Genomic DNA, 17007 nt, shown 5'->3' with positions numbered 1-17007 from the left:
TTCTCTCGGGCGGGTAGGGGCCACCCACGCGGTGGCCCCTACCCGACGGCTAGGCGGCTACCGGCTCAGACGAGCTCGCCGGGTCGGAGGCCTCGACCTGCTCGGCAACGTCGGCGGTGCCGTCGAGTGGACGGCCGTCTTCGTCGAGCCCAAGGATGTAGTTCTCGACGGGGCTGAGCCCCATGCCGAGTTCCTTGAGAATGGTCATCAGCAGAACCGTCTCGGGACCGGCGTTCTTCCACGGGCTCTTCTGCTTGGAGATCCTGGCCTCGACCGCGAACGCCCAAAGTCCCAGAGTGAGCATGGCGGCGTGCTCCTCGCTCGCGCCGTCGATCCGCTTCTGAAGTGCGTCCTGGCTCAGAGCCGGCTTCACGCCTTCGCCGCTCGCTGCGGCTCCGGCCAGGCATTCCCTCAGCAGCGGGTGAGAGTGCTCGATGGCCCTCTTGAACTCGTAGCCGGCGACGACTGCGAGCTGCGCGGTCCGGCGGTGGATCCGGAAGCCCTTCGGGTACTTCACTTCGCGGAACTTCTCCGCCATCCAGGCCTGGCGCGGCTCGATCGAGAGGGGCCATTCCCCGTTGAACTTGATCGTCAGTCGTCGATCGGCCAGTTCCTCCGGGGTCATCTTGCCGGCCGGTTTGAGAGCCGCCACGCCCTTCGGTGCATCGAGCATCGCGTGGCCATACCCCCGGAAATCCCGGCACAGGTGCACGGGAACCGCCTTACGGGTCTCGCCGTGGCCCTCGAAATCGATCAGCACCACGTTTCCGGGACAGTTCTTGTGCGCCGCAGGAGTGAGGGCGGTGCCGGGCTCGTGAGCGGGGCTGGGACGCAGCGCCGTCAGAGCGGCGGAGTCGTTGTCGGCCGCGAGCTCCATCGCCGTCACGATCGGAGTCTTGCTCTTGGCGAACTTCGCCTGCAACGGCCGAAGCAGATCGGCGTCCCGCCTTTGCTGCATGAGCTCGTACGCCTTGTTCCTCAGGCCGTACCGGTTGGTCTGTGCCGTCTGGGTGAGGGCCTCGACAGCCTCGGGATCATGGTCGACCTCGGCTTCAAAACCCGCGATCAGCAGCATGTCGTCGAGGGTCAGGTTCTCGTTGTTCCGGGACGCCTGGACTGCGGCTTTCGACTGCACCGCGGTGTGGAGCTTTTTCGCGTCCTTCAGGGGCATGTGTCGCTGCGTGGCCAGCTCCTGAGGCGTCACCTCGAGCAGGACGAGCTGATGGAGCGCGGCCATCTTGTCGCCCGTGGTGATGTCAGCGCGGCGCTCGTTGATGCGCAGCTGGCTGAAGATCCTGGCCTTGACGGCATCGCGCTCATCGTCATCGTCGTTGCTCGGCCGCACGAGCACGAGCAACTTGTCCAGGCCGGCCTTGAGCGCGGCGAGGGTGCGCATCTTGCCGTCGTGAACGGCCAGGCGGCCGTGGTGGTCACGGCGTGCTTCAATGACGATGTCGACGCCGAACTGTTCGACGCTGCTGGAGAAGACCTCGTCCTCGATGACGGTCTGCCTGGTGTTCTCCGTGACGTCCTTGCCGAGGTACAGCGCACGCGGGTGGGCAAAGAGCAGCTCGTAGCCGTCCCGCTCCATGATCACCTGGATGGAGTCTCCAGGAGCTTCAGGCGTGGTCTCGGCCGCGGCTGCGGGGGTGCCCTCGTCGGCAGGCTGGTCGAGTCGGTCGTCGGTCTTGATGCTCACGTGGTATTTCTCCTTGGAATAGAAGGGGAACGTCGATCGGGCGCAGGCGTGCCGAGTGCGTGGTCGCACGAGAAGGCGGACTCGGCTCGGCCGAATCCGCTGCGTACGAAGGAGTTGCGAGAACTGGCGAGTGTCCTTCAGTCCATGGCGACCGGACGGATGAACAGAAGCGCGGTGACGATCCGCAGGAACCCCGAGCGCTGTATCGACCTGAAGTTGACCGGCACTGCGCCGTCCACGTCGCTCTCGTAGAACGCGAGCCCGGCCAACTCATCACTGGACACCGTGAGGGTTTGCCCGCAGCAGAGCGAGATCGGAAGCACAGGAGCCGCGACAATGTGGCGTGGTCGTCTGCGTTCGTGCCACGGCCGCACGGCCGACCGGAGTCGAGGTCTGTTGGCTGAGCCACACCGAACCCCGCACTCGAAGTCACTCCACCAACCGTGACAACACAACGTTGCACCGCGGCAGCGAGGCTTGCTCGGTGTTGTGGCGCAAGGTCGACGAGATAGCCACGCCGCGATCTAAGGGCGGTCGACCGCGGTAGCCGCCTGCCGGCTGGTGACGACTCGCGCCCACTCCGCTGTGAGGCGGGCGTACTCGGCGTCGCAGCTACATCCGTGATCCACGCTCGCGCAGTGCGCGTAGAAGCCGTGGCTTTGACTGGCCTCCCGGGTGAGTCCAAGCGTGTCGATGCCGTTGTAGTGGCTGCCGAAGATCTGTCCGAGCAGGTCGTCCGTCGTGCTCTGCAGGTCAAGCACGGTGACGTCGACGCGCATAGCCCATCCCGGCTGCGCACAGTCGAGCCGGGCGGCGCCGCGTGCCACCCGCACGGGAATGCTGTCAGCTCCTCCGCTGGTCATCTCTACCGTCCTTCGAGTCTGCCTCTCACGAAGCCTTCCGGCTCCCGTAGGCGGATGAACGTGGTGTCGTGTGGCGCGATGGCGAGGCCTCACCATGGAGTGGATGGCCGCCAATCCCATACAGGGGCCGCGAGTTGGTAGTCCTCCCCCATGCCTGCACCAGACCAGCCGTACCCCCACTGCCAACACGTGATGACGATGCGTTCGTCGATGGCAGCAAGCTCGGTGGCGATCGTGCGGGGGGCCTCCGCTGCACGACACCGACTCGTCGTCGCGGAAGGTCGAGGATTGGAAAGATCTGTGCGAACTGCAGATTGCGGCCGACTCCCCGTCAATGACAACGACCGCGGCGCTTGACAGACCACCCCACGGAGCTGTGAGCCGGACTGCGTCACCAGCAAGCGGCATTCTTTCGGCCTGACCGTCCTCACAGGACAGAGATCCGCATCTCAACGAGTTCGAGGAGTGGACGAGACGGCGCAAGCCACACCTGATCCGAGGCGTCGCTCAGCCGACGACGTCGTTCCTTCTCGCGGACACATCGGGGATTTCGGCCTGGTGCAACACCCAGTCACCGCTCGAAACCTTGTTGTCCGGGGTGAGTTCGCGCGCGACGGTGTCGCCGGCCTCGTACAGCCAGGCGGAAACCGGGCCGGTGTTCGAGCGGACCGTGACAAGCACTCGCACGTAGATGCACGTCGGATCGGCAGGGTCGTAGCCTTCGAGCTCGTCCAGCTGGCGGAGAACGTCGTCGTACTGGTCCGGCCAGACGCTCATGAGCTCACCGACGACACCGTTGGTGTCGGCAGTCCTTCCGACAACGAGGGGAAGCCCGCTGGCGTCGTAAAGACAGTACCCGTCCAAGCGACCCTGTTCCTCCGCAGCGATGCGGCCGTCAAGGTGCTTCCGGTAATTGAACAACCCGCGTCTGAGGGTCCCGTAGACGAAGAACGGAGGCTGGATCAGCTCGGTCGGCACGAGGTACCTACTTTCCCTGTGGGCAGGCTGGGAGGACGAGGACTAGTCATGAGCGCGGGAACCGTGCTCCCGGCGGCGAAGCGGCTGGGTGTTCAATGAGAGTTGGCGACCAGACGCGGCGATCGGGCCTCCTGGCCCGCCACGAAGGGGCCGGTACTGCCTGGCGCAGTGGCTATGCCGACGCAAGACAGCACGACACCTCGTTGTGGATGCGACGCGTCGGTCGATCCGATGTCGCAGAGAATCCTGAACTGTTGCTAACAGGAAGGACTTTCTTGTCCTTACTGAGCCAGCATCGAATGTTCGGCCCTCTACACTGGATCTTTCGTTCATTGCCAGCAGGGCGGTGAACAAGCAAACTAGAGGCGCCCTGAGAAGCTCTCTGATCCGACGACAGCGAGTACGTTGTCAGCCGCTTCGAGCACAGTCGCGAGAGGACGGCGCATGAGAGGAAGGCAGTAGATCCCTTGCACACTGATGCGCGCTGCCTCGCACCACGGTGTGCGATCTGAGTCGACTGGGATGACGAGCAGAATGCCGTTGCGTGCGGGCAGATTCCGCTGAAGGCAGAGCGTCAGGGTCTGCTCGTCGAGCAGTACGACCGACGCCGCGGTCCACGCAGGAAGAGTGGGGGCTTCTGCGCGAACGACTTGCAAGCCCCGCTGTGCCCGGTGACAACCGAAGGTCGCCGAGATGAAGTCGAGCAGAAGCAGAGAAGATGATGTTCGGACCGAGGCGGAAGTACCAGTGGTGGCGGGAAACTCACGCATAGCTCCTTCTTTCGAAGAAACGAGCCGCCGCCACCGTCACGCAGGTGGCGGCCAGAACGGCGGGCAGTCCTGCGAACGGGACCGTGGGGCTCGGGTGGAGCGAAGTTGCTCGATATGGCTAGCTGCATGCCGTAGTGCGATGCGCAGCGTCAGCTGGCTTGGGTGGTAGCCGTTCCAGCGCTCCGGGTTGTCGATCGCGTAGCCGGCTATCGGCGCGTTGGGGCAGCGGGCATCTACGGATCGCACGAAGCTCAGCAGTGTCCGGCGGGAGCCGGAGCTGCTCAGGCATGTCGAGTACGCGGCGTTCCAGGTGTCTGGCCCAGGATCTGCGTCCAAAGCGCCGATACGATCCCGGACGAGATCTTCCAGGGGCTGCCCGAGGCCATCGACCAACCTGTCGAGCAGCCTCGCCAGGCGCCGTGTCACGCCTGAACCCCGAACACACCTGAAAAGCCGCATTCATGGGCTTCCTCTGCCTCCTGGCTGAACTGCCCAGGAGTCACACGGATCTTCTCCCAGCCTTGGGCGGCTATGTCTGACAAGGCGCGTTGGGCCTCTGTCCATGTGCACGCTTCTTCAAGCAGGAGTGCGTACTCTCCACGGCCGATTTGCCGGATGCCGCTGATCCTGTACATCTGACTGTCCTCATCAATGTGTTGCCGATCCCAGACTTCACGCATGCCTGGTGGACGTCGCTCACGTGTTGTCGATGCGTGGACGTGATCTGACAGAAGTGCGGGCCCGCCGACAAGCCGGCGGGCCCGAAGGTGAATCAGAGTTCAGAACGAGGGCTCGTCGTCGAAACCACCGGCGTCGGCCGCTGGGCCAGACCCCCACGATCCGTCGCGAACCGCGGGTGAGCGACTCGGCCACGTTCTCGGCGACCTGCCGCCACACGTTGCACCGCAGGAACAGCGCTTCGCCGTCCTTCCACTCGCCCGAATTCTTGTCGAACTTGCGGGGCGTGGAGGCGACCGTGAAGGACGTCACGGCCGCGCCGCTCTGGGTGAAACGCAGTTCCGGGTCGGCAGTCAGGTTCCCGACCACCGTGATCGTCGTTTCTCCAGCCATGGCTGATCCTCTCGTGATAGGTCGTTTCGTTCCGTGCGGATCTGTTGTGGACAGTTGCGGGCTTCAACCCGTCGAAATCCCGCGGTTCGGGCTAGACGCTGCGGCCCGGAAACTTGTTCGATGTAGCCGGTTTGCGTGAACGGGATCGCTCGATCGAGGGCACGTTCGACCGAACTCGAGTCCGTCAGAGCTCGGCAGATGCCGCGACGACGAAGGTGAACGCGGATGGCACCGCTCTGGTAGCTCTTGACCGAGATCGCTCGATCCGACCGGAAGGCGCGCCTACGTGTCGGCATGCTCCGCGAAGATCACTGCCGCATCGATGTCCGCCTGGCGCGCGAGGTAGCCAAGCTCTGCAGGTGGGATAGCTGCCGTGAAAGCAGCGCGTAGCAGCCTGGACAACTGATGTTCCGGACAAACCTCAACCGCGACGTCCAGCGCCACCGAGGCGAGCGCTCCTTCTCCCCGTAGATAGGCGTAAAACGCTGCCAAGGCTGCAGGCTCAGCACGGTACGGAGCTGGGCACTCCCGGATGAGCGTGAAGAACAGATGCTCAGCGGCCACGGCCTGCTCGTCCGTCGCGAAGGACAACGAAGCGTCACGGACCCGAACATCGTCCAACGCCAGTGCCATCCGTGCGACGAAGGCGTCGTCCACCTGGAGATCGCCTCGTGCTGAGGCGTCGACGGCGTCCCGGATCAAGGTGAGCCCTTCTCGGGAGGAACAAGCCCACGTCGTGGACATGCCGCCGAGCAATTCGGCTCTCCGGGCGAGGTCCTGTTCGGAGGCTGCCTCGACGTAGCTCGCCAGCTCCGCCCGGCTGGCGTGTGTCACCTTCCCAGCCACGACGCTCGCAGCAGCCAACTCGGTTGCCGATGGATCTGGGAGCGTGCCGGACATGCCGCATTCGCCGCAGTAGCAGCACCAGCGCGCACCTTCCACGCAGGCCTCGGCCCAGAGCGCGACCCCGTCTGGCAGGTGAACGTCGCCCAGGAATCGGTGAAGTGCGGTGATCACCTCGGTGTGCGGAGGTTGCCCGGTGGATGTGAGTTCGCCGCCTCCGAACACCAACACGATCGCGACGACGTTGTCGCCCTGTCCGAGGACCATCTGCGCGATCTGTTCAGCGAAGGCATCAGATTGGGAAGGGTCCGGAAGGTCGACCCTCATAGTCATGACCACGATCCCCTCGTTGCAGACCAAGCAGACCAGGGAGTTCTCCGGAGTGAAACCGATCAAGGGCGGCACGCTGGCAAGCAGCGCCCCGGCGTCCTTGCAGTTGATCTTTACCATCAGCTGTCCTTTTCGGAAGAAGCCGCCACTCGTTCGTAGGCGCGCTCGGTATCTGCGCTAATCAGAAAGAGAAATTTGATGCGGGTATCACGCGATCAGATGTCGATCCGAATGACTGGCAAGCGATTGCGCGGAGTTCGGTGCCGCGTGCGTGCCACCACAACGGCGTTCTGGACCGACCGCGGCAACCAAGGCCTGTACGGCGCGGATCATCCAGCCGCTGGCGTTCGGAGCGCAGTGCAGTCCGGTTAACCAGATGGTTCACGCAGCGCTTCGAACTGCGACTGCATGGTCCGTTGGGCTGGGAGCCGGTCACGACTGACATGGCCGACACCAAGGACGCCACTCCTACGCCAATCGTGTTGGCACGAAAGAGATGCACTCAATTTGGCGGAACGCGGACGTTGCAGCGCCGGACGAGCAGGGCCGGCTTCTTGACGATCTCATCGAGGTCGGTGAGCCGCTGGACATGAGCGGTGCCTGGAGGTCGAACGCGCGCACCGAGCCGGGCGAAAGGCGCCACCTAGTGGCGCCGCACCGCACAGCCGCGAGGACAGTCCTGATCGAGCGGTAGCCGTCGATCGAACTTCCAGTTGGCCGCATGCTCGCCGCGAATCATCATCAGTGCGGTGCAAAGCGCAGTTCGTGTCGGGAACGGTGGCGTCCAGCGCTCCGCACCGATGATCAGTGCGAGCCAGTAGCCGGGTGACCCGATGACGCGGCCGATCGACCAGCGAGTCTTGAAGAAGGTGTCGTGGAGCTCGATGACGTACACACGATCAGAGTCCGCGCGCTGCGGAAAGGACTGCAAGCAGTCGCGGAGGTGGACGTGCACGTCCAGGCCGCACCTCATGACGCCGCCTCTGGACGGACCGCTTGGGAAGCGGGCATCGTTCGATTGCCGCCCACGCCGTCAGTGCGGCTCTGCAGGGCCTTCAGGATGTCTTCGGTGGAACCGACCGGGATCGCGCGTCCGTCGCGCATCAGTTCAAGACAGCCAACCGAGGTCGCGGAGGTGATCGGTCCCGGCACGGCCATCACAACTCGCCCCAGGACGGCCGTGATCCTGGCGGTGTAGGAGGTTCCGCTGCGCCTGCCGGCCTCAACGACCACGAGGCCATCGCTACAAGCGGCAACGATCCGGTTCCGCGCCAGGAAACGTTGTCGTGCAGGCACGACTCCCGGCGAGTACTCGCTGATCAACAGTCCCTCGCGTGAGATCCGCTCCAGCAGAACGGAATTGCCCACGGGATACGCCACGTCAACTCCACACGGCAGCACCGCGACGGTTCGGCCGTCGGTCGTGAGCGCTCCGCGATGTGCCGCCTCGTCAATGCCGTAGGCGCCACCAGCAACGACGGTGACGCCATTCGCAGCGAGGTCAGATCCGAACTCACTCGCTACCTGGACACCGTAGGGGCTAGCTGCGCGTGCCCCGGTTACGGCCACCGCCTTGCCCAGGAACTCTGACAGGCAATGAGGCCCGCGGACCCAGAGCGCGAGTGGCTCACCACTGCCACGATCACGACGGCCACCCTCAGACGGCGGCGCCAACCTCTCCCCGGGCCACTCAGCGTCCTCGGGGACTACAAGCCTCCCGCCGCAGCGTCCGATCTCTTCCAGGTGCCGGCGAGCGAGCCCTACAGCACCGCCGCCCGACATCGCGTTCTTCGAGGCGAACACGAAGTCACCGGAACTGATCCTGTTCGACGCCTCGATTGGACCGACTTCGGCGACTAGGGCAGACAGTGCGGTCAGGTCCGCCTGTTCGCCGACGCAGGATCCAGCTACCAGGGACAGGTGCGCCCTGGCCAGGAGGACAGCGTCGGTCGGCTGACTTGCTGAAATCACTTTGACTCCATTGGGTTTGGTGCGATTGATGTACTTCGTCCGACGATCGACCAGCACACGCTTATAGCGTCGAACTGGAACGTGAGGTCGTGCCTCACGACGGCTGGGCCTGAACCTGAGCGCCAGGCTCGAACTGGAGTCCCTTTCCAGTAACCGAACGGCGTTCATCCTGTTGTCACAGTGCACGATCGACAGTCGTCGGCACCGCCCATCGGCAAGTCCCGCTATGCCTCGTGACGCACTGTTTGGGCGATGTCCGGTGGCCCGACTGTGACGCCCAGCAGGAATGTGAACGTCTTCGTTCGCCTACGGATCTCGAACTCAACCTCGTCACGAACCTGGCCGCGACTGAGCAGCAGATGTGGCTGCGTGTTGCCGATGAATCGAAGGCCGATTCCGTCGCCTGGACGAACGATCTGCGCCACGGTCTTCCAGCGAGAGTCGCTCTGCGCACACGACAGCGCTAGATGTCCCGTCGCATCGGGATGATCGATCAGCGACCACGAGGCGAGACTTCCATGCTCAGTTCCGAACATCTCCCCTACGGCCGCGATGACGCGTACCCGCTGTCCCTGTTCGCTCAGACGAAGGTTGAACAACTCCTCCTCTCGTGCTGTCACTCCCCTGGCCACGCTGCGAAGATCCAGCTCGAGAGCGAGCGACAGGTAGAAGCGGCGTCCTTGTCTCTTCAGCAGCACGGTTTCAGCCGCGCCGAACGCCTCGACATCGTCATGGTTCAGCACAACGGAAAGCATGATTTGCCGTGTCTTCCATGAAGTGTTGCAGGACAGGGTTCTCGTCGACACAAGGAGCTTGACACTCCTGCCGTTCGCGCCGCTCGCGCAGTTGCAACCGCGAGTAGCCGGAGTTCGGTAGCCCGCCTTGCAGACAAACAGTCCTTATAGGACGATCCACAGAGGCGCAATGTGTAGGACTGCGGGAAGGGAGAAGTAGCGATGCCACCGACGGTGGCTCGTATGCGCTCGACCTAACGAGCGAGCCGAGCAAGACGCGCTGGGTCGCGGATCAACACGCTCTTGTGGCCGACTTCCAACCAGCCGCGTCGGGCGAAGTTCGAGAGCACCTTGTTGACGCTCTCCCGCCGAGCACCGATGTACTGGGCGATCTCCTCCTGAGACAGCTCGTGGTCGAGCTGCATGCCGGACCTGCCGGACTCACCGAAGCGCATCGCGAGCTCCAGCAGCACCCTGGCCACACGTCGAGGAACATCCGCAAAGATCGCGTCGCCAACCATGTTGTTGGAGCGCCGGACCCGACGCGCGACAACGCGCAGCATGTACTCCCCGAGTTCGGGATGAGCGTTGATCCGCTTGCGCAACGCAGTGCGCCCCACGCTCACGGCACTCACGTTGGTCACCGCCGTTGCAGTGGAGGCACGAGGTCCTGGATCGAACACCGACAGCTCGCCGAACATGTCGGCCGGTCCGCAGATCGACAGCAGGTGTTCCCTGCCATCCGCGGTGCAGCGGCCGATCTTCACCATGCCCGACTGGATGATGTAGAGCTGATGTCCGGCATCTCCTTGCGTGAAGATCCTCTGACCACACGAGAACGAGCCCTGCTCTCCGACGGACGCGGCGAGTTCGGCAAGAACCGGGTCGGCCTTGGGTACGACGATGCTCATCTTGATTCCCCTACGAGCGTGAGATGGATATGCGACGGGCGCGGGTGCTAAACCCGCGTTGAAACCACAAGCACAAGGACTAAGTGGACTGTCGCCGGATGCGATGAAGCCGGAGTCGGTGACTTGGAGGACATCGGACGCCTTGACACCTCACGGCCCTGTGGGCCCGCTACGGCCCACGTGAACGAGATACAGAAGACCTGAGCGGACGAGAAACCAGTCAGACGCGGCGATGTACCAAGGCGCAACGACGTTTGGGACGATCACCGGGTGTCTGTACAACGCGAGGCTCACCAGTCACATCTGGTCGATTGGCTCTCGACTCAGGTTGAGATCCATGCCGCCTTCGCCAGCACCAGGACCTGGCTGTTCACCTGCGTTGAGGAACTGGTGCTCGAAACCGGGTACTGGGGAGTCCCAACCGAGCTTCCACCTGGTCACGTCCGCGGCGCCGCAGGAAGGTGCTTCGCGAACGCATCGGCGTACGCGACCGTTCACTGCCTGACCTACGTTGAAGGCTTCGCACTGTCGACCGTCGGCATCGCCTATCCGCACGCGTGGGCCGTCGATGACGCCGGCAACGTCCACGACAGCACCTGGCCCGGCACGCGCGGCCTGGCGTACCTGGGCATCCCGTTCTCGGCGGCTTACGTCGAAGCGTTCGACGGGATCCTTGGCGACGCGCGCCTCGTCCACGACGCTCACCTCGACGACTACCGGATGCTCCGAGATGGCCTACCCGATGGGGCAGTCCTTCCCCTTGGCGAACCAGTTGGCGCAGGAGCAGCTGGCTCGAGTCGTCGAGGCGGCATGTCTTAGTCCCGCGTGGTTTGTTCCCGGTGCAAGGTGGCGGCTTAACTTCAGTAAACACTGAAGTAATCGTGCTGGATGAGATTTGGCTGGACCCCGCTTCTTGGCCGTCCATTCCACGGAGCGCGATTGACGCCGTGGCGTAGCGGCGTCTGCGCGCCCACAAGAGCCCCACGGCCCTGGCAGTTGCTCGGGTGAACGCACACGCCGACGCGCCGCACTTCGTCCAGTAGCCGCTCCGTTTGCCCGAGCGGCCGACGACCTTCGACTCCTAACCTCGGGCTTCAACCGAGACGAGACGGGAGTCAACAGGTGAACACAGGCCATAACCCCACTTCGAAGAGCGGGAGTCGACCGGGCAGCGAGACATCGGCGATTCGATCGCTGAAGTACGCCGAGCCACTATGGGATCCCAACGAGGTCGCAGCTTTCTTGAAAATACCCAAAAAGACACTACAAAAGTGGCGTAGCGATAACACAGGGCCGCCGTGGCGACGGTATGGCAAACATGTTCGATACGAACCTCATCTGGTTAGAGAGTGGCTGTCCAACCAGTAGCCGACGATTGACGTGATCACATCCGCAATCAACGAAATCGAGCAGAATGAGTATCAAAGTTGTGACACTCGCCTGGGAGTACGCACCCGTGGCAGGCAACGAGCTTCTCCTGCTTCTGGCGATCGCCGATCAGGCAAATGATCTCGGCACGGATGCATGGCCTTCCATCGACACCCTCGCCCGCAAGACCAGGCTGAACAAGCGAACAGTCCAGCGACTCCTCCAGCGCCTCAGCTCAGCAGGTCTTGTCGCCATCGAGCCAGGCGGCGGCCGACGCAGCAACCGATACACCATCGACCTGGAACTTCTTGTCAGCCCATCATCGAGGACCGCAGATGACGACGACACACTCCCGGCAGAACGCCACCCCGGACAATCTGTCACCCGTGACACCGGCGCCACCCCAGGGGCGACAGTGCTTGACCACCGCAGCCACGACACAGCTATGTCCCCCAACCCGTCCCACACAGCCCTCTCCCCGTCCCCAGCATCTCGCGCTCACCCTGGCGACACCGACGACGCGGCAACGACTGAGTCAGCAAGAGCAGCAGCGGGAATCATCGACAAAATCCATGCCGTTGCACCGATTTCGCATCAGGACCAGAGAGCCCTGGAACTCAAAGTCCGGGATTCCCTGGCGGCAGGACACGAACCCGACCAGATCCTCCGGCACCTGGCGGAGAACCTTCACAGCGCCCGCTCCCCGATAGCCGTGATCCATTCGCGACTGCGGAACCTGCCGCCCAAGCCCACGCACGGCCGGACTTCCATTGCCCGGCCCGAATGGTGTGGAACTTGCGACGGCCCCGAACCGCACCGCAGGTTGATCCAACGCGACGACGGTCGTGTTCAGGCATGTCCCAACTGTCATCCCAAGCACAACGCGAACCCAGCGAGAACAAGCGGCTGACAGCCATATCAACAGGCAGCGCTCGGCAAGGTCGAACCCGGCCACCCCTCCCTCGACCACGCAGCGCGATGCCACAACCCTCAGGACTACTCAAAACTGGTACATCTATGTACCATCGGTACTTAGATGTACCAGAGACGGCCTCGCGAGGCCACCCGCGAGGCATACCGCCAGAATGGGAGGGGTTCACATGCTCGATCACCCACGGGAGGGCCAGGTGCCACGACGCAGCGGCGACCAACCGCCCGCCGCCTACGTGATCGAAGGGACATTCCCTGACGTCAAGCTCCGCGCGGACGCTCCCGTCAGCGCGCACTTCGCCGTCGCGTTCGCCAAGGCACTAAAAGCCGCGGTGCATGCGAGCAGCGGGAGCCTGCGGTCGATCGCCAAGGAGGCCGGCGTCACGCATCCGACCGTGACGAGGATCCTCGACGGGCAGACGCTGCCCGATCTGCGGTCGATATCCGGCCTGGAAGTTGCGCTGCACGCGAGGCTCTATCCCACCGAGCTGTACCAACAGTTCTCGGCGACACGCTCAGGCGCGAACGAGCCTGCAGGCGAAGCCGAGCAGAGCCGCTGACCTGACTGCGCTCAACCATCAGGTATTCGTGCGCTACCAGCTTCATACACCGCCGCATTTGACCGCGACTTAATGATCCGGTCGGCGTTGAGCGCACGTTAAACCGCCAGCAGGCCACACTGGCGTACTCCTTGGGCAAACAAGGCTGATGAGCGACCACTCCCCGTCGCCGAGCCGTGCGCCCATCATTCACATGCTCGACTTGCAGAAGGCATCATGGCGTACATCGACGACCGTTGGTGGCAAGAGAAGAAGGATCCGGTCACCAAAGAAGTAGTCCGGGACGCAAAGGGTCGTCCCGTGATGGAGAAGAGTTCGCGCTACGGCAAAGGCGACCGCTACCGCGTCCGCTGGAAGCTTCCCGGAGGCAAGGAGGACAACAAGAGCTTCCCCGACAAGCAACACAAGGAAGCCAAGGCATTCAAGACCCAGATCGAAAACTCTCTGAGGACCAAGAGCTACGTCTCCCCCAAAGCCGGGGACATGAAGGTCCGCGAGTACGCGGAGAGCTACAAGAACGGCAGGTCACCTGACGAACGCAGCCGAGCCTCGCTCGACAGCCTGTTCGCCTGCCAGGTCTACCCGTTCATGGGCGACATGTCACTGAACGAGGTCGCGCTCGATGGGACCGTGATCAGGAACTGGCTGGCCTGGATGAACAACGTGTCCGGGATCGCGGTGAACTACCAGTATCAGGTCTGGATCAACCTGTCCGCGATGTTGGACGCAGCGGTCGTGGACGAAAAGATTCACCGAAACCCGTGCAAGCTCGGCACCATCTCGGCACCCAAACCGGTGCAGAAACTGATCACACCTTGGACGGACGAGAAGCTCCAAGGGATCCACGACTCCCTTCCGCCTGAACATCAGGTGGTAGTGCCAATCGGCGGCGGACTAGGGCTCCGACAGGGCGAGATTCTCGCTTTCAACAGGGAGGACATCAACCGCAAGGACATGACCTATCACTGCAGGCTGCAGGTTACTTACATCAACGGAAAGTTGAAGTTCAAGCTCCCGAAAGGTCACAAGACCCGCATCGTTCCAATCTCGGGCGGGACGCTGCACCACATCGACTATCATTGCGAGCTTTATCCGTCAGTGGAAGTCACACTTCCCTGGGGAGAGAACGACAGCAAGGAGACCCACACCGCCAACCTCATCCTGCCGTACCGCGGTGTGACCGCGTGGCGCGGATCGATGTTTCTCAACCAGATCTGGAAGCCAACCTTCTCAATCGCCGGGATCCCCTACATCAAGGGCGACGACGGGATGCACGCCCTGAGGCACCTGTACGCGTCGCACATGCTCGCCTCGAACGTCAGCATCAAGGAACTGTCGGTGTTCCTCGGCCACTCAAGCGAGGCCTTCACCCTGAAGACCTATGCTCATCTCATGCCGTCGAGCTACGGACGAGCCAGGCTGGCCGCAGATACACTGTTCGCACCGCCTGCTTGAGAACCGGTCTCAGGACCTTCTCGCGGGCGAGCGATCTCGAATTCGAGATCTCAACCTCTCGGCCAGGGGCCCCACAGGGGCCCCATGATCATCAACTAGCGCCAAGCTCTCATAAACAGCCAGGTCAGACCGTCCATCCGGCGTGCCGCCGAATCATGTGCGACATGATCCCCAACGCCGAGCACTGGCGGGTGTCGGTATGGGAAGCGCAGGAGCTGCAGCACGCGATCATGGGCTACCTGCCTGGGTACGCGACTCCTCGGATCGTGTGCGACGTGCCGTACGTCGGCAAGCGCTGGGTGCACCAGCTCGCCGAGTACGACCGTGAGCTCGGGATTTCGTACTGGACCAAGAACTACCGGACCGGGATCGAGCTCGAGGACCCCGAGGCGTTGGACCGCCGCTACCCCTACTACGACCCGATCTCCACCCTCGGTGCGACCGGCCAGAAGTGGTGGGCCGACCAGGCCTGACGGGCCGCGATGGGGCCGTTCTCGGAGCAACTTCCGAAGGCGGCCCCATCGGCATGTTCTGTCTGTTCAGACCCATCGTGACTCGTTGGGTCTCGACGAGAAGGGACCCAAAAGGGGCCCCAGGAGTCCACAGTGGACGCAATGTCAGGTGCACAGTGGCAACACCGGTCGTTTCGGCCACTCCTGTGCTTGTGTGGCTGCCGACCGCAGGCGTCGTCATCCCTCGAACCACCCAGCCGGAGTACGAAGCCGGGCCGCTGGTGCCGGCCGGCGGCGCTCGCTGACACTCGAGCGACGAGCTAGTCGCGCAAGGACGCCAAATTCGAGCGGACTACTTTCGTTGTCCCGTACGGGTGAGAGTAGTCAATCGGTCCCGCTCACCCGCACGACTCGCGTCTCAGCGCTGGGTCGCTGCCCAGTCGCGGATCACGGCGACGAACTCCTCGGGCGCGTCGGACTCCGTGTAGAGGCCGGCGCCCTTGACGATGACGGTCTCGTGGTCGGGGAAGGTCGCTTCCAGGCGCTCGCGCTCCTGAGGACGGAAGGCGATGTCGGCATCACCCCACATGATCAGTGTCGGCAGGTGGGCAATGTCGGCAAGGCCGGCCTCGACCTCGGCGAAGAAGGCCCGGCTGGCGAGGACCCGGCTGGGGAACACGGCGGACGCCTGACGCCGCTCGGGGGTGTCCAGCGCCCGGCGGTAGTGGGTCATCTCGGCCGCGGTCAGCTTCCGCCTTCGGTGACCTGCGGGCATGAACCAGTTGACGAGGACGTTGAGCCGCCGGACCAGGAAGCGGAACGGGGGTCCGCCGATGATGCGACCGAACCACTCGAAGTGGAATACCCCGTTGACCGGCCAGGCCCAGGTGTTGGCGAGCACCAGCCGTTCGAAGACGCTTGGCCGCCGCTGCACGGCGGCCAAGCCGATCATGCCGCCCCAGTCCTGCCCGACCAGAGTGGCCCCCTTGAGGCCGAGCGCGTCGACAAACCCGGTGACCACGTCTGCGTGCTCCTCGGGCAGGTAACGGTAGCCCGGCTTCGGTGTGGACAGCCCGAAGCCCGGGTAGTCGAGGGCGATGCACCGGAAGTCGTCGCGCAGCGCGCGGATCACGTCGCGCCAGAGGAACGACCAGGTCGGGTTGCCGTGCAGGAGCAGCAGTGTGGGACCTGACCCCTCGTCGACGTAATGCACGGTGTGCCCGTCGATATCGACGAAGCGGCTCTCGAACGGGAACAGGTTGTCGTCGACCCAGGTGGGCCGCACGCTCTTGCTGGTCTCGGCCATGGCCGCCCCCTCTCGACTCGGGCCTACGGTAGACTTGAGTCTGTCAAGGGCACTTGAGATCGTCAAGTAGAGGGATTCGATGCGTAGCTACGGCCAGTACTGCGGGCTCGCCCGGTCGCTCGAAATCGTCGGTGACCGGTGGAACCTGCTCATCGTCCGCCAGCTCCTCATCGCACCCGCCCGCTACCGGGACCTGATCGACGGCCTCCCCGGCATCGCGACCAACCTGCTCGCAGACCGGCTCCGCGACCTCGAGGCCGCGGGCGTGGTCGAGCGGCAACTGGCCGGCCAGGGCAGCGTCGTCGAGTACGCCCTCACGCCGTGGGGTGCCGAGCTGCGCCAGCCGATCGAGAGCCTGCTCCGCTGGTCCACACCGCTGATGGTCCGCGGCCCCGACGGCGACTCCTTCCGCCCCGAGTGGCTCACCCTCGCCGTCCCCGCCCTGCTCGACACCAGGGTCAAGGTCCGCACCTCGGCGACGATCGGCCTCGAGATCGGCGACACGCCCTTCCAGCTGCGCGCGACGCGTTCCGGCTTCGAGGTCGGCCCGCATGACGGCCGCGACCTCGACGCCACCGTCCGCGCCGACCCCGCCTACGTCCTCGGCCTTGCCGCCGGCGCTCTCACCCTCAGCGACGCCCGCGCCCTCGGACTGGTCGAGATCGACGGCGACGAGTCCGTCGTCCGCACCGTCTTCGCCGCCTGACGGGCCGCTCCGGGCGGGCGTGGCTTTCCCCTGCCAACCGGATCTACCAAGAATGGCATT

18 protein-coding genes and 2 pseudogenes are annotated in these 17007 nt (G+C 63.9%); 7 read left to right on the top strand and 13 right to left on the bottom strand.

Annotated features, from left to right (window positions below):
• Window positions 1-49 precede the first annotated feature (49 nt).
• The 12 genes and pseudogenes from IG04_RS0115935 to IG04_RS0115885 form a co-directional block, all read right to left on the bottom strand.
• Window positions 50-1699: a hypothetical protein gene (locus IG04_RS0115935; RefSeq protein WP_030477433.1), complete on the bottom strand. Its 1650-nt coding sequence runs from the start codon at window positions 1697-1699 to the stop codon at window positions 50-52.
• A gap of 137 nt (window positions 1700-1836) precedes the next feature.
• Complete coding sequence (locus IG04_RS0115930) at window positions 1837-1983, bottom strand: hypothetical protein (protein WP_157512924.1); 147 nt, start codon at window positions 1981-1983, stop codon at window positions 1837-1839.
• 240 nt (window positions 1984-2223) lie between these two features.
• Complete coding sequence (locus tag IG04_RS42625; protein ID WP_144065348.1) at window positions 2224-2562, bottom strand: hypothetical protein; 339 nt, start codon at window positions 2560-2562, stop codon at window positions 2224-2226.
• 507 nt (window positions 2563-3069) lie between these two features.
• The gene (locus IG04_RS0115920; RefSeq protein WP_036014705.1) at window positions 3070-3540 is read right to left on the bottom strand and encodes a gamma-glutamylcyclotransferase family protein; all 471 of its coding nucleotides are present in this window, start codon (window positions 3538-3540) and stop codon (window positions 3070-3072) included.
• A gap of 359 nt (window positions 3541-3899) precedes the next feature.
• Entirely contained in the window at window positions 3900-4310 is a 411-nt protein-coding gene (locus IG04_RS49085; protein ID WP_476737572.1) for a hypothetical protein, read from the bottom strand.
• A 422-nt stretch (window positions 4311-4732) separates the two neighbouring features.
• Window positions 4733-4990: a hypothetical protein gene (locus IG04_RS0115915; protein ID WP_084401206.1), complete on the bottom strand. Its 258-nt coding sequence runs from the start codon at window positions 4988-4990 to the stop codon at window positions 4733-4735.
• 154 nt (window positions 4991-5144) lie between these two features.
• A pseudogene (ssb, locus tag IG04_RS0115910) lies at window positions 5145-5381 on the bottom strand (single-stranded DNA-binding protein); the annotation flags it as partial.
• 282 nt (window positions 5382-5663) lie between these two features.
• Window positions 5664-6674, bottom strand: a complete 1011-nt coding sequence (locus IG04_RS0115905) for a DUF4192 domain-containing protein (RefSeq protein WP_051769980.1) — start codon at window positions 6672-6674, stop codon at window positions 5664-5666.
• A 523-nt stretch (window positions 6675-7197) separates the two neighbouring features.
• Window positions 7198-7449 carry a hypothetical protein gene (locus IG04_RS0115900; RefSeq protein WP_144065349.1) on the bottom strand — a complete coding sequence of 84 codons (252 nt, stop codon included), beginning with the start codon at window positions 7447-7449 and terminating at the stop codon, window positions 7198-7200.
• A gap of 74 nt (window positions 7450-7523) precedes the next feature.
• Window positions 7524-8582, bottom strand: a complete 1059-nt coding sequence (gene dprA / locus IG04_RS45265) for a DNA-processing protein DprA (RefSeq protein ID WP_159460460.1) — start codon at window positions 8580-8582, stop codon at window positions 7524-7526.
• A gap of 167 nt (window positions 8583-8749) precedes the next feature.
• Window positions 8750-9268 (bottom strand): hypothetical protein, encoded by a 519-nt coding sequence (locus tag IG04_RS0115890; RefSeq protein ID WP_144065350.1) that lies wholly within the window; start codon window positions 9266-9268, stop codon window positions 8750-8752.
• 245 nt (window positions 9269-9513) lie between these two features.
• The gene (locus tag IG04_RS0115885) at window positions 9514-10170 is read right to left on the bottom strand and encodes a Crp/Fnr family transcriptional regulator (RefSeq protein ID WP_030477423.1); all 657 of its coding nucleotides are present in this window, start codon (window positions 10168-10170) and stop codon (window positions 9514-9516) included.
• A gap of 270 nt (window positions 10171-10440) precedes the next feature.
• Between IG04_RS0115885 and IG04_RS0115880 the strand changes: the two genes are divergently transcribed.
• The 6 genes and pseudogenes from IG04_RS0115880 to IG04_RS0115860 all read left to right on the top strand — a co-directional run.
• Window positions 10441-10989, top strand: a complete 549-nt coding sequence (locus IG04_RS0115880) for a hypothetical protein (RefSeq protein ID WP_030477422.1) — start codon at window positions 10441-10443, stop codon at window positions 10987-10989.
• 303 nt (window positions 10990-11292) lie between these two features.
• Window positions 11293-11538, top strand: coding sequence for a helix-turn-helix domain-containing protein (locus IG04_RS45260; RefSeq protein ID WP_245816162.1), 246 nt, complete (start codon window positions 11293-11295; stop codon window positions 11536-11538).
• A gap of 46 nt (window positions 11539-11584) precedes the next feature.
• Window positions 11585-12448, top strand: coding sequence for a helix-turn-helix domain-containing protein (locus tag IG04_RS48950; RefSeq protein ID WP_084401213.1), 864 nt, complete (start codon window positions 11585-11587; stop codon window positions 12446-12448).
• Between the two features lie 190 nt (window positions 12449-12638).
• The gene (locus IG04_RS0115870) at window positions 12639-13028 is read left to right on the top strand and encodes a hypothetical protein (RefSeq protein ID WP_051769977.1); all 390 of its coding nucleotides are present in this window, start codon (window positions 12639-12641) and stop codon (window positions 13026-13028) included.
• 216 nt (window positions 13029-13244) lie between these two features.
• Complete coding sequence (locus IG04_RS0115865) at window positions 13245-14483, top strand: tyrosine-type recombinase/integrase (RefSeq protein ID WP_030477420.1); 1239 nt, start codon at window positions 13245-13247, stop codon at window positions 14481-14483.
• Between the two features lie 155 nt (window positions 14484-14638).
• Window positions 14639-14956 (top strand): annotated as a pseudogene (locus IG04_RS0115860) (lysine 2,3-aminomutase); the annotation flags it as partial.
• Window positions 14957-15353: 397 nt separating this feature from the next.
• Here the strand turns inward: IG04_RS0115860 and IG04_RS0115855 are convergent.
• Window positions 15354-16241: an alpha/beta fold hydrolase gene (locus IG04_RS0115855; protein WP_030477418.1), complete on the bottom strand. Its 888-nt coding sequence runs from the start codon at window positions 16239-16241 to the stop codon at window positions 15354-15356.
• A 79-nt stretch (window positions 16242-16320) separates the two neighbouring features.
• On the opposite strand from IG04_RS0115855, the gene IG04_RS0115850 reads away from it, so the two are divergent.
• Window positions 16321-16947: a winged helix-turn-helix transcriptional regulator gene (locus IG04_RS0115850; protein ID WP_030477417.1), complete on the top strand. Its 627-nt coding sequence runs from the start codon at window positions 16321-16323 to the stop codon at window positions 16945-16947.
• Window positions 16948-17007: the final 60 nt, after the last annotated feature.

Source organism: Lentzea albidocapillata (genome assembly GCF_000719115.1).
Classification (GTDB): domain Bacteria; phylum Actinomycetota; class Actinomycetes; order Mycobacteriales; family Pseudonocardiaceae; genus Lentzea; species Lentzea albidocapillata.
This window is presented reverse-complemented; position numbering and strand designations above follow the sequence as displayed.

Excerpts from the sequence above, each read along its gene's own strand:
- IG04_RS0115905 (WP_051769980.1), bottom strand. The coding sequence starts at position 6,674 with ATGGTAAAGATCAACTGCAAGGACGCCGGGGCGCTGCTTGCCAGCGTG.
- IG04_RS48950 (WP_084401213.1), top strand. The coding sequence starts at position 11,585 with ATGAGTATCAAAGTTGTGACACTCGCCTGGGAGTACGCACCCGTGGCA.
- IG04_RS0115850 (WP_030477417.1), top strand. The coding sequence starts at position 16,321 with ATGCGTAGCTACGGCCAGTACTGCGGGCTCGCCCGGTCGCTCGAAATC.
- IG04_RS0115865 (WP_030477420.1), top strand. The coding sequence starts at position 13,245 with ATGGCGTACATCGACGACCGTTGGTGGCAAGAGAAGAAGGATCCGGTC.
- IG04_RS0115915 (WP_084401206.1), bottom strand. The coding sequence starts at position 4,990 with ATGCGTGAAGTCTGGGATCGGCAACACATTGATGAGGACAGTCAGATG.
- IG04_RS0115870 (WP_051769977.1), top strand. The coding sequence starts at position 12,639 with ATGCTCGATCACCCACGGGAGGGCCAGGTGCCACGACGCAGCGGCGAC.
- IG04_RS42625 (WP_144065348.1), bottom strand. The coding sequence starts at position 2,562 with ATGACCAGCGGAGGAGCTGACAGCATTCCCGTGCGGGTGGCACGCGGC.
- IG04_RS0115885 (WP_030477423.1), bottom strand. The coding sequence starts at position 10,170 with ATGAGCATCGTCGTACCCAAGGCCGACCCGGTTCTTGCCGAACTCGCC.
- IG04_RS49085 (WP_476737572.1), bottom strand. The coding sequence starts at position 4,310 with ATGCGTGAGTTTCCCGCCACCACTGGTACTTCCGCCTCGGTCCGAACA.
- IG04_RS0115855 (WP_030477418.1), bottom strand. The coding sequence starts at position 16,241 with ATGGCCGAGACCAGCAAGAGCGTGCGGCCCACCTGGGTCGACGACAAC.